This is a genomic window from uncultured Gimesia sp., from assembly GCF_937919775.1.
GTDB lineage: Bacteria > Planctomycetota > Planctomycetia > Planctomycetales > Planctomycetaceae > Gimesia.
In genome coordinates, this window is the sequence record NZ_CALFPF010000566.1 from 1 (window position 1) to 12,208 (window position 12,208).

Genomic DNA, 12,208 nt, shown 5'->3' on the forward strand with positions numbered 1-12,208 from the left:
CCTCAGCAGCGCGGCTGGAATTTCGTGATCAACAAGAGCGAGTATTTCCCTTACAGGCAAAGCGGCTGGCTCCGGATTTCTTTTTTCAACCACAAATCTATCGGCTGGATGGCGACACGGTGTTACTCCCCTCCGGCGTATTGCAAATGGAATACAGCCGCGGACCGGAATATCAGAGATTAACAAAAAAAGTCACTGTCTCTGCGGAAGCACCACAAACAATTGAAGTTCAATTAAAACGCTGGGTGAATCCACGGGAGTTCGGTTTTTATTCCGGAGATCATCATATTCATGCAGCCGGTTGTGCGCATTATGATAACCCTACCAAGGGAGTCTCCCCCCGTGATATGTTCAACCAGGTGAAGGGGGAAGGTCTGAATGTGGGCTGCGTATTAACCTGGGGACCTTGTTTTGATGTACAGCGCCAGTTCTTTGCTTCCACTGCAGATCGCGTCAGTGAACCTCTGACGGTATTGAAATACGATCTGGAAATCAGCGGCTTTGGATCAGCCGCTCTGGGGCATGTTTGTTTGTTGAATTTGCAGGATCAAACCTATCCCGGCACATTCGGAACCACAAAAGGCTGGCCGAGCTGGACGGTGCCAGTGATGCGCTGGTGTAAAGAGCAGGGGGGCGTGACCGGTTTTCCGCATTCTGCGCTGAGAGTCAATCCTCCCCAGGCCGCACAGAGATTGTTACAGGATCTTGACCAGAATCAGACACAAACGTTGAATTCAGCTGAAGCAGCACGGGGACTGTTACCCAGCCCATTCGAAAAAATTGATGAGGATGGCGATGGCGAATTGAGCCTGCAGGAATTAACGCTCGCCTTGGAACAGGCTGCTGATGATTTACCGAATCTCGCAGTCCCGGAGATGAATGGCGGCGGTGCAATGGAGATTTGTGTGAGTACGGCAGAAGGTGTCTGCGATTTTATCAGTGCCATGGATACGGAACGTATTCCGGAATGGAATACCTGGTATCATATCTTGAACTGTGGTTATCCGCTCAAAGTCAGTGGTGAAACGGATTTTCCTTGTATGAGCAGCCGTCGCGTCGGGCAGGGACGAGTGTATGTGCAACTGGGTGAGGTAAACGAAATTGACTTCAGTCAGTGGTGTCTGGGCATCAAACAGGGGCGCTCTTATGTTTCCGATGGATTTGCGCATGCTTTGAACTTTCAAGTGAATGGTCAGGCTCCGGGATTTGAGGATGTCCAGTTCAAAGAACCGGGAACAGTCGAAATCGAAGCGCAGGTTTCCTTCGCCCCGGAAACTCCCAAGGCCGTCGCTTACGGATTATTAAATCCGCCTGAAGGTCGTCGGGCACAGGGAGACACACGCATTCTGCATGCACCGCGAAATACAGAATTTGTTACCGACGGTCAAAGATTGGTCGAGATCGTTCAAAACGGCCGAGTAGTCGCAAAACAATCGGTGCCTGCTGACGGAGAAATTCATCCGCTCAGATTTACAGTCCCGGTAGAACAAAGCAGCTGGATTGCATTACGGCAATTTCCCCAACTGCATACCAACCCGGTGAATGTCATAGTGAATCAGCGTCCCATTCGTGCTTCGCGCGAGAGCGCACTCTGGTGCGTCGAGACCATCAAACTGCTCTGGAAAAATCGGCACAAAATCATCGCCGCTCAGGAACGAGATGCAGCAGAGCAAACTTACCAGCGGGCCATACGCAGCTATCTTCAGCGTGCTGCTGAATCTGCCGAGATCAATTGAAGCGCGGATTAGTTCTGGCTGACTAGTTCTGTTTGTCTTCGCGGGGGATGACAACGGCCCGACGCTGGTCACGATAACGCTGCAGCATCTTTTTTCCCATAACAACTAGAAATACAAAAAGAGCAATCGCGGCGAAGGGCATCAGATGCACCGGCTCTGTCAGGTAATGCAGGATGCCGTGCGGATTGACGGCCTGTTCTGCTCCATGTCCGGGGTGCGCAAAAAGCTGTGGACAAGAGACCAAAGTTATCAGGAAAACCAGAGTGAGTTTGAATTGATTCATTTCAAAAAATCTTTCTGAAGTCAAATATGGCAGTTTTGGCACAGCTCCTGCCCGGTCGCTTATTTTAGGAAAAACATCTCCAAGACTCAATAGCCGGACCTCAGTGTGTTTGTTGTCTGTTCAATTGTCTTGTTAAATCCTGTATTTCGTCCGGACAATCCTCGGCAGTGCCTGTTGAGCGAGACTGGAATAAAAACGACCAGACATGTTCAGCCATGTCTGGTCTTCATTTGTCGTGCCTTGAAGTACAGGTAGCAGCCAAATTACAGAAGATCAGTCAAAGCTGGTGATTTCTCCCCCTTTGATACTTGATAGAGCCTGATAGACTCCCAGATCGATATTCTCGGTAATAAAACGAACGCGGCCATCGCCAAAAAGGAACTGTGTCCCGCCGACATGGTGACTGCTGAAATCATCGAAGTGCGCTGCAGGATCATTGGGGACATGGTCGGTTGCTCCCAGTACACGGGCAAATGTTTCCTCGCCTTCTGGAACCGCTCCCACCCAGGTGGAGTGCCAACCTAAAGTTTTGTTCGTTTTTCGTTCACCCACAAACAAAGTTTGAGAGGTTCCGTCTGTAATATCACGAAAGCGGGTATTACTATTCTGATAGAAGAGCCCGGAACTTTTGCAGTTAGTACCTGCGGGGACGATCTCACAATCATCCAGCTCATCACTGCCAAACACACCAATGTAATTGGCAGTTCCAAGCTTTGCGAGGACTGTCCCCGGGCTTCCTTCCTGTTCAATTTCAAAAGTGTTGTCGGAAGGGTCTGAAGGACAACGAAATACTGTCAGAGCCAGATCAATGATACCTGTTGGTTGACCTGCATTATTAATGTCAAGATCGAAGTTGATTTTGCTATACAGCGGAGTTTGATCGAGAGCGGGCATAATCATTGTTCCCCAGCCCCAACCGCTTCCGAACTCAACGTTGGCTCCCACTCCGGGTTCGACGCCGATCCAACCGGAAGGGAACATATTATGAGTTTCGTGATAGTTATGCAGAGCCAGCCCGATTTGCTTTAAATTGTTTTTACATTGGCTACGACGGGCGGCTTCACGTGCCTGTTGTACGGCCGGCAAGAGTAAGGCGATCAGAATAGCAATAATCGCGATCACAACCAAAAGCTCAATCAAGGTAAAGCCGCGTCGGTTATTCTTGACACTTTTCATTTCTGGACTCCGGGACGCCTATGTGAATAGAGGACGTAAAATTCGTGCAACAATGCGATCATTATTACAAATCATTTGCAGGAGTCAATGTCTAATGCAAACAAATTGCATTAGATCCTGGTGTGCGTGATTGAGCTGAATTCGTGAAACCGAAGGGAATCAAGCGTCGCGGAATGACTTCAGTCTTTCTATACGCTCTAAAGAGGAGGCGGAGCTGATATAATTTTGTCTATTTTTAGGGGATTCCCGACAAAATCAAGGGGAAATTGTTCGTAGAACAGGGACCGATTTCGCGAGGGTGAGGTTGTGCAAATCTGTGTAGGTGATGGTTTATTACGCCTGCAGGAATTTCGTGAAAAATTGATGAACCGGTTCTTGCTCGGGAAACAGAGGCGGATTTAAATTTGACGCGTCTACGGTTATCATGGCTCACAAGTATTTGATATCCTGCATCACTTTCACCGATCTATGAGATTCGATGACCTTATTTTCCCTTTCTGATTCTTATGCTTATTGTCAGCAACTGGCCAAACAGACGGCGGGGAACTTCTATTATTCCTTTCTTGGTTTGCGCAGGGAACAGTTTCAGGCGATGTGCGTTTTGTACGCATATATGCGAACAGTTGATGATCTGGGTGATCATCCGCAGCGTTTACCCGCTGAGCGGGAAGAATCTTTAAAACGGTGGCGCGTTGAGCTGCAACAGGTATTGGAAAATAAAAAAGTCCCGGCAGAGCAAAGCTATGACCCCTGTTTTCCGGCGCTGCTGGATGTCATTCAACGCTACCAGATTCCTCAAAAGTATTTTTTTGAAGTGATCTCAGGCGTAGAGTCCGATTTGCATCCTGTTGCTTTTCAAACGTTTGATGAATTAGCCGACTATTGTTATCGAGTAGCCGGGGTCGTGGGATTGTGTTGCATTCACATCTGGGGTTTTCATGACGATCGAGCTTTCGATGCCGGAATTGAATGCGGGCTGGCCTTTCAAATGACGAATATTCTGCGCGATCTGACTGAAGATGTCGAGATGGGGCGCGTCTATTTGCCTCAGGAAGATTTAGACCGTTTCAGTTACCCGCGGCCCGACATACAGGCGCAGGTTTATGACGATCGATTCAGAAGCCTGATGCAGTTTGAAGTGCAAAGAACGAGAGAATTTTATCAAAATTCGGAGTGTTTGTTCGATTATATTTCTCCCGCGGGACAGGGAATTCTAAGAGCCATGTACCGTATTTATGGCGGTATTCTAAGCGAAATTGAACGCATGGATTACGATGTCTACTCATCCCGAGTCGGTCTGCCCCGCTGGCGGAAATTATTGATCGCGGGCGAGGCCATCGTTTCTTCTCGCTGGTTTTTCAGTCGCTCTGCTAAATAAAGAAAGCCCCCGATAACCGGATAGATTATCGGGAGCTTACCAGGAGCAGCAGGAACAAAGCTCACAGTTTATTCAACGCCAACGTATAAAGCGGGAGTTTTCATGAACGCGTCCATATTCGCTTGGTTGCTGAACAGGTAGAGTCTGCCTTTATACCAGGATGCAAAATCCAGAGTTCCTTCTTTGTCATCCTGACGATCGACTAACAAGACAATATCACTACCTCCGGCAGCGGGGGCATATTTGGCAGGCTCCCGGTCAAATTTCAGTTTGTTCTCCAGTGAGGCAAACTGGTAGTTCATGGATTTGAAAGACGAACTGAACTCAGGCCGGGCGTCAACAAGCAGTCTGTTATCGCGTAATGCAACCGGGCAGAAGCCTTTCAGACCCTTAATGTTGCCACGGCTGGCGATGAGTGCCAGTTTCTTTTCAATCGAACTATCCTGCTCATTGGAAGCGACCTGTTTCGCTGGTTGAGCCGGTGGAATTTCCAGTTTTTGATCCGGTTGTGGCTTGAAGGGATTTTCTTTAGGTTTTTCGACTTCTTTTTCTACAATTTTTTCAACAGGAACTTCGAAAGGGTTAACCTCTTTGGCTGGAGTGGCCTGTGGCTCCGGTTGAGGTTCAAACGGATTGACTTCTTTCTCAGGTGTTTCCTGAGCCAGCTGCGGAGTCGGTTCCTTTACAGGTTCAGCCGACTTCGCTGCCGTTTTTTCTTCAGCGTTTTTCAGACTTTCTTCTTCGAGTACCAGTCCACTGAAGGGAGTTTTAGGTGCCACAGGTTCGACGGCTGTTTTCTTGAGGCCGTCGGCCTGTTCTTCAGACATTTCCGGAAACAGATTATTAAAATCATCATCCGGATTCTTCACGAGATTTTCCTGAGTGACTTCTGTTGTCTTTTCCTCAATCATGACGGGGGCAACGAAAGTTTCTTTTGCCTCGTTAGCAGCAGCTTTAGCAGCAGCGATTTTTTGTTCTTCAAGTCGTTCTGCTTCTTCCTCTGCCCTTTCTTCGCGTTCCTCTTCTTCCAGTTCTTCTGCCGATGGCTGCGCGGTCTTGGCAACGGACTCTTCAGTGTCAGTCGGTTGCTGTGGTCCCGCAATAAACGGCTGAGTTACTGGAGCTGGGGCCGCTGGCAATTCAGGCAAAGCGGGAGCTGCAGAGTTTTCGGTTACAGGAGGATCGACCGGAGCCTTTTTAACGACCTGGTGCGATTGCTGAAGACGTTTGGGAGTAGGTTTTGTTTTGGATGGTAAGAACATATCGTACCATTTTTTCTTTTCATCTGGTTGCTGGTACGGATTGTGTTGGGGCGTTCCGACAATGCTCTGAGGTGTTGCAGGGGATTGCGGAGCAGGAGCCGGGTTGACAGCGCCCCGTCCTCCGATTCCAGAATTATTATTGGCTGTTTTGGGCAGTGCATTTAAATCCATGGGAGGCATCGTGCGGCCATCCCGACGGTACAATGCTTCCAGTTGACGCTGGATTTCACTCTGCCCGGGATTCGCATTGGGCTGAGGAACTGCGGCCTTATATTGAGGAATTGCTGATTGATTACCGCCACGGACGATCACGGGACGTGTCTGTTCTGGCTGCTTCTGTTCAGAAGGTTTACTTTGTTTCTGAAAAAACGCTTTCGGATTCAGAGTCAATCCGACCTGTTGAATCTGAGAAGGTTTCTTTTCCTTTTCCGGGAATAGGACCCGTGGTTTAGTAATGCGGCGCGCGGAATGCATTTCACGCTGAATGGCATCTAATAAAGTGTTTTGCGGGTTCCGCACTGTCTCTGTACTTTGATGCTTGTTAGAACTGACCTGAGCGGATTTTTCTTCCGCAGACAGCAAATTCGAATTAGTTAGCACAAAGCCAGAAATCGCGCTGAAAATTAAAACGCGAGCGGAGAAGCGAGTTCCTGCTATCATCTCCTGAAGTCTCCTGGTTTCTGAGTCTTGAGTTCAGCCAATTGAAATCCGTTTGGCAGCACTCAAAAAGTTCCGAGCTGAATGTTTTCTCGAATCGACGAGTCTTCATTTATCGGAATATTGCTTTCAAATGGTTGGTTCCGCATAATCGACACAATCATGCAGAATAATTCCTGCTGCGTCTTCTATCGTCGTTAATCTGGTCCGGTTTTTATGCCTATGTCGATTGTAGGAATAGATTCCGGCGGGATCTTTGAATTAATCCGAACGACCGTTTTTATTGATAATCTTGCCGTAGAGTTAGTATTGTTTGTATCTCTCCCACTTTACGGTTAAGGTAGGCAAGAACAATTTCAGGCTGAGTTGGAAAACACTGAGGGAACAAAGACGGTTCCTATATCGGAAATGGTATGTTTTATTGGAGTTATGCAAATGGATGAGCACCCGTCAGCAGAGGAAAAGCACATGATGAAGCCCCCTGAATCTGCCACTCAACTTGAGAAGCAAGGTCGGCCTGGGCACCGTTGGCTGGTGCGTGGATTGGTTTTATTGTTACTGATCTCTCTCTTTTTCAATCTGGGCTTTTATGCCTGGTATCAGGAATACTTTACGATCGGGGGAGGACCAACCGAGCAATTTGAAACCGGTGATCAATTCGCGAAAGAGAAAATCGCCATCATTTCGATCACAGGTACGATTATGCCCCCGTTCACCGAGCGGATCTTGCACTCGATTAAAAAAGCCCAGGAAGATGAGCACGTGAAAGCCGTTTTGCTGGAAATCGACAGTCCCGGAGGACTGGTTGCCGACAGTCACCAGATTTATCACCGACTGGTTCAACTTCGACAGACAAAAACGATTGTCGTCTCCATGAAGCGGATGGCAGCTTCAGGAGGATACTATGTTGCAATGGCTGCCGGTGAAAAAGGAGTTATCTTTGCGGAACCGACTACGTGGACCGGTTCACTGGGGGTGATTATTCCCCGCTTTGATTTGAGTGGTCTGGCTGAAAAAGTGGGGGTCGTATCAGATCCATTAAAAACAGGCGAATTCAAAGATGCATTAAATCCGTTCCGCAATCTTTCCAAACAGGAACGTGCCATCTGGGATCATATTCTGGATGAGTCTTATCAGCGTTTTTTACATGTGATTACAGACAATCGAAAAAATCTCGATTATGATCAGGTAAAAAAACTGGCAACAGGGCAGATCTATCCTGCGACTGATGCCAAAGAGAATGGATTGATAGACGAGATCGGTTACCAGGAGGATGCATTAGCACGTTTGCAGGAAATAACAGGACTCCAGAGAGTACGTGTGATAAGATATTCGCATCCTGTGTCACTGGCTGATATTTTGCTGGGATCTGCAGAAGCGACTCAAGTAGAAAATCGAAAACAGGCACTTTTGAATTCCACTGTACCGCGCGCCATGTACTTTGCTTCATGGCTGGGAGAAATGCCGGGCTGGCAGTAAGTCTATCAGATTAGTGTCTCTACCAGAAATAAAACGAGCATATGTTTGCACTAGAAGAACCTTCAATTCCTCCTCCTAATCCATATCTGAATGATCCCGGTCTGTATGGAGCGCCGTCACCGGTTTGGAGTGCAATCGGGTATCTGTTTGAAATCCTTTATTTCGTCTTCTGGATCTGGATGTTCGTGGATTGTATTCGCAAAGATCCCGACCGCTTTTTGTGGTTTTGGGTGATTCTGGTATTCCAGCCTTTCGGGGCGTTCGTTTATTTCTTTGTACGCTGGCTGCCTACCAATCATGTTCAGCTTCCGGAATTTGCGAGGCCTTTCTTCCGTCAGCGGCGTCTCAATGAGCTGGAGACAGCAGCATTGCAAATTGGCAATGCCTATCAGTTTGTTCGCTGGGGTGACGCGCTAAAAGAATCAGGCATTTATCAGAAGAGTCTGGCTGCGTATCAGCAGGCTTTAGTCAAAGAGCCCGATAACCTGCAGGCATTATGGGGTGCTGCCCAGATTGAGATGAAACTCAAAGAATTCGAAAGCGCACAGCTCAAGTGCCAAAAGATTCTTGAAGTTGAGCCCGAATATAAATTTGGCGATGTCTCTCTTCTGTATTGTAAAACGGTGTGTGAGTTAGATACTCCTGAGAAGGCCAGGGAACAACTGGTAAAACATACCAAACGCTGGCGAGAGCCCGAGGCATTGTTCATTCTGGCAACGCTTGAAGCAGATGCCGACGATCATCAGGCTGCTCGTACTACACTGCAGTCCATGCTGCTGGATATTAATGGCAGTCCCCGCGGAATCGCCCGCAAGTTTGTCCGTTGGAAAAGTAAAGCGCGGCGTTTACTGAAACGGCTTCCCAAGTCTTAGATCGTATTGAAGTACGTTTCGTATTATGCCTAAAATAAACCTGGACACAGGCTTAATCTTTCATGCCAGCGCGGCGAAAATTTTCCGCGTGAAATTGCATGATTTTGAGACCATCTTTCTGGTAGATTTGCATGGCGCTATGTGGTACATCCGGAACGATCAGTTGTTCAAAGGGGATTTTGAGTGATTTTAAGAAGGCCATATATTCAAGATTATTCTGGTAATTGAAACCTTTTGTGCCGACATGAATCAAGATCCTCAGATCTGGCTGCGGATCTTTCGCATACTGGCGGGCCAGATCGTATGTGTTATCGCCTTTGACGAAAACGAGGTTCGCACTTTCGCGACCGTTTTCTTCTGAAATGCGTTTCTCGGTCGCATGTCCGGCTCCGCCAGGCGCCGCGGAACAGAATCGCTGAGGATGTTTAAACATGATACGTGTTGTGCCACGACCACCTTGCGAAAAACCTTCAATCGCGCGGCCTTTGCGGTCTGCGATCGTAAGATAAGTAGCGTCAATGTGTGGAATCAACTCTTTCACGAAGACATCTTCCCCCATCGCATGCTCACGTTCGGGCATATTATAATGGCTGACCGGTCCACCATTCACGAACACGTAGATCATCGGTCGCACCTCACCCGCCGAAATATGCTTGTGGAGAGATTGAGCCAGCCGAACGCTTTTCGTTTCGTTGCCGGGGCGACCGCCATGCAGGTAGTACACCACAGGAAAACGTTGCTGATCGTTTTGGGGATCTTTGTATTGCGGCGGCAGGTAGATGCAGTATCCGACATCAATTTTCATCGAGGGACTGCGGAATGTTGCGTGTTGTACGCCCGGAAGGTCCTGCTTTAACTCATTCACCCAGCGGAATGGCTGTTGTTTGTTTTTCGGTTTCTGCTGTTGTCCATAGACCGGGCTGATAATGAGCAGCATGGATGCTATGACGGCAAAACTAATGCTTATCACAGGTTTCAACTGCGGGATTCGGTATTGCATGGTTCGTGCCTGTTTTGGAGTCCGAGATTTACTTCTCATGGTAACAACGGTGCGGCAGCGGTTTTCGTGTTGATTATCTTCAAGTCGGGATTGGAATATCCCTGATTGTAACCAGATGCGACCCTCGTGTCTAAACGGATCTTGATGATAAGCGTGCTTCGTCCCAGTGATAACCATGCTTTTGAGACGATTGATCCGGGCTATACAGGATCAAATGATTCCGTGTAACGGGCCACCGAGAGCACCCAGTAAATCAACGCGTCGTGTGATTTCCGGAGCTTCAATCAAAGGGGGGGCGTGGTGTGGTTTGATCCGCGCGTCGATCACCAGCGCGCCGCGGCAGCCCCAGTGTTTGTTTTGCGTAAAGGCTTCCACGCCATCAATATCACTGGCGGGATTTGATCGAGTAAAAACGGTCCACAGAAAATTGTTCAGACTGGCGGCAGTGAATTGACTGTCGTCTACAAGTACAATCAAGGGGAACTGGTTGAGCGGATGTGATAAAGAGAGCTCAGTACAGAAACGCCGCACATCAGTATTGCCTTTCTCAAAGGCAGGAGCTTTGACAGCCAGAATGCCCGGGCGACAGAGCTTTGGTTCAGAAAAACCGGTCGGCAATGAGAAATTGTCAGGAATATTTGTTGGTAGTTGGCGTTTGATGGGACCGGCAGCCGCCATCACGACTTTCGAACCGGAATTAATACCCGTGCCCGAATAATCGAGTGTGTCCATGGTGGTGCAGGTTTGAAAATGCAGGTCTCGTTTCCAGTCAACACGTTCCAGCAGATGCGTCAGGAATGCTTTGATGTTTTCGGCATCCAGCTCCTGATTGTCTTCGCGGGCTATAATCATCAGGTACTTGGCCAGACTCAATTGTCCTTGTCCCAGAATCGCATTGGCATTCGTCAGAATTTCCTGCGGTTTTCGTTCTTTATCGTACGGAGTATAACGCTCGCTGCCCACAGCCAGGAGCAGGGGATGTACTCCGGATGCATCGACGGCGTGAACCTGATGCACGCCCGGAATTACCGACGGAATCGCAGGTCCTGTAATTTCATGGATGATCGCACCAAAAGCCGTATCTTCCTGAGGAGGTCGCCCGACAACCGTGAAAGGCCAGATCGCATCCTTACGATGATAAACCGCTTCCACATTCATCACCGGAAACGGATGCGCCAGACTGTAATAGCCCAGATGATCGCCGAAGGGGCCTTCAGGCAGTAATTGCTCCGGGTCAATCCAGCCGGTGATACAGAAGTCCGCATCTGCATAGATCGGCAAACCCTGCTTGTTGCGAACCATGCGAATCGCACGTTTGCTGAGAGCACCGGCGAATGTGAGTTCGGACAGCCCTTCGGGTAATGGCATCACAGCCGACAAAGTCATCGCGGGAGCACCTCCCACAAATATATTGACCTTTAACGGCTCTCCTTTTTCAATCGCTTCCGCATGATGCACACCGATACTGCGATGAATCTGGTAGTGCATTCCAATTTGTCTGTTGGGTTGATATTCGTTTCCGGAGAGTTGAATGCGGTACATTCCCAGGTTGGAATTCATCAATCCGCCCCGTTTGGGAGATTCCGTATAGACCTGAGGCAGTGTGATAAATGAACCTGCATCATCGGGCCAGCTTTTCAGTTGCGGCAGGTCTTGAATCTGGATCTGGTTTTCGATGACTGGTCCCCGTGAGCGGGAGCGAGGCAGCATATGCAGTAAAGAGAATGGGACATCGAGATAGCGCAGGGGGTGCTTCCAGAACTGGGATGGGTCGACCTTCAATTCCACCAGATGATTGACGGCAGCTAAGGCGTCGCGAAAAATATACCTCGTACGCTCCAGAGTGCCAAACAAATTGCTGACCATCGGAAACCGGCAGTCTTTGACATTCGCGAAGAAAATTGCCGGACCACCCGCCTGATAGACGCGGCGCTGAATCTCCGCTGCTTCCAGATTGGCGTCAATTTCCTGCTCGATTCGGATCAACTGTCCCGTTCGTTCCAGATCGTTAACACATTCACGCAGTCCTCGGTATCCCATCGGAGCGCTGTTCCATTCAAACAAAATTCATACAATTAACATAGAAAGAAGCAGAGTAATTGTTGCAGTAAAATTATACCATGCTGAAGTCAGAGTAATAATGGTTTGCTGTCCGGTTTCCATTTTCATTCCAGCATCGATCTTCTATGATTCGCCTGCAGAAGTATTCTTTCTTATCTTCAGATCCGTTTTTCAGCGAAGTGTGTAAAGATCATCATGGAAGCAATAGCCAATGGACTGATATTGCTGATGCTGTCGATCGGCCATGCTGAGCTCTGGATCATGGTTGTCAATCGCACACACGCCCTGCCGATACATGATACCC

Annotated in this window: 9 protein-coding genes; 4 read left to right on the forward strand and 5 right to left on the reverse strand. The window is 48.5% G+C overall.

What is annotated here, in order from left to right:
- The coding region (locus tag Q0294_RS16265; RefSeq protein ID WP_299467556.1) for a CehA/McbA family metallohydrolase at positions 1-1,736 on the forward strand (1,736 nt) is incomplete at its 5' end.
- Positions 1,737-1,758: 22 nt separating this feature from the next.
- Here the strand turns inward: Q0294_RS16265 and Q0294_RS16270 are convergent.
- Positions 1,759-2,019 carry a hypothetical protein gene (locus tag Q0294_RS16270; protein WP_299467558.1) on the reverse strand — a complete coding sequence of 87 codons (261 nt, stop codon included), beginning with the start codon at positions 2,017-2,019 and terminating at the stop codon, positions 1,759-1,761.
- A 273-nt stretch (positions 2,020-2,292) separates the two neighbouring features.
- On the reverse strand, positions 2,293-3,195 hold the full coding sequence (locus Q0294_RS16275) for a DUF1559 domain-containing protein (protein ID WP_299467560.1): 903 nt from the start codon (positions 3,193-3,195) through the stop codon (positions 2,293-2,295).
- A gap of 478 nt (positions 3,196-3,673) precedes the next feature.
- Between Q0294_RS16275 and Q0294_RS16280 the strand changes: the two genes are divergently transcribed.
- On the forward strand, positions 3,674-4,573 hold the full coding sequence (locus tag Q0294_RS16280) for a phytoene/squalene synthase family protein (RefSeq protein WP_299467562.1): 900 nt from the start codon (positions 3,674-3,676) through the stop codon (positions 4,571-4,573).
- A gap of 68 nt (positions 4,574-4,641) precedes the next feature.
- On the opposite strand, the gene Q0294_RS16285 is transcribed toward Q0294_RS16280, so the two are convergent.
- Complete coding sequence (locus Q0294_RS16285; RefSeq protein WP_299467564.1) at positions 4,642-6,495, reverse strand: hypothetical protein; 1,854 nt, start codon at positions 6,493-6,495, stop codon at positions 4,642-4,644.
- A gap of 465 nt (positions 6,496-6,960) precedes the next feature.
- On the opposite strand from Q0294_RS16285, the gene sppA reads away from it, so the two are divergent.
- The gene (gene sppA / locus Q0294_RS16290; RefSeq protein ID WP_299467566.1) at positions 6,961-7,971 is read left to right on the forward strand and encodes a signal peptide peptidase SppA; all 1,011 of its coding nucleotides are present in this window, start codon (positions 6,961-6,963) and stop codon (positions 7,969-7,971) included.
- 41 nt (positions 7,972-8,012) lie between these two features.
- On the forward strand, positions 8,013-8,843 hold the full coding sequence (locus Q0294_RS16295; protein WP_299467568.1) for a tetratricopeptide repeat protein: 831 nt from the start codon (positions 8,013-8,015) through the stop codon (positions 8,841-8,843).
- 52 nt (positions 8,844-8,895) lie between these two features.
- On the opposite strand, the gene Q0294_RS16300 is transcribed toward Q0294_RS16295, so the two are convergent.
- A complete protein-coding gene (locus Q0294_RS16300) occupies positions 8,896-9,843 on the reverse strand; it encodes an alpha/beta hydrolase-fold protein (RefSeq protein WP_299467570.1) in 948 nt (315 codons plus the stop codon).
- Positions 9,844-10,053: 210 nt separating this feature from the next.
- On the reverse strand, positions 10,054-11,883 hold the full coding sequence (locus Q0294_RS16305; RefSeq protein WP_299467572.1) for a UbiD family decarboxylase: 1,830 nt from the start codon (positions 11,881-11,883) through the stop codon (positions 10,054-10,056).
- Positions 11,884-12,208 lie beyond the last annotated feature (325 nt).

Coding starts and splice junctions, on each gene's coding strand:
- Q0294_RS16275 (WP_299467560.1), bottom strand. CDS start 3,195: ATGAAAAGTGTCAAGAATAACCGACGCGGCTTTACCTTGATTGAGCTT.
- Q0294_RS16270 (WP_299467558.1), bottom strand. CDS start 2,019: ATGAATCAATTCAAACTCACTCTGGTTTTCCTGATAACTTTGGTCTCT.
- Q0294_RS16295 (WP_299467568.1), top strand. CDS start 8,013: ATGTTTGCACTAGAAGAACCTTCAATTCCTCCTCCTAATCCATATCTG.
- Q0294_RS16285 (WP_299467564.1), bottom strand. CDS start 6,495: ATGATAGCAGGAACTCGCTTCTCCGCTCGCGTTTTAATTTTCAGCGCG.
- Q0294_RS16305 (WP_299467572.1), bottom strand. CDS start 11,883: ATGGGATACCGAGGACTGCGTGAATGTGTTAACGATCTGGAACGAACG.
- Q0294_RS16280 (WP_299467562.1), top strand. CDS start 3,674: ATGACCTTATTTTCCCTTTCTGATTCTTATGCTTATTGTCAGCAACTG.
- sppA (WP_299467566.1), top strand. CDS start 6,961: ATGATGAAGCCCCCTGAATCTGCCACTCAACTTGAGAAGCAAGGTCGG.
- Q0294_RS16300 (WP_299467570.1), bottom strand. CDS start 9,843: ATGCAATACCGAATCCCGCAGTTGAAACCTGTGATAAGCATTAGTTTT.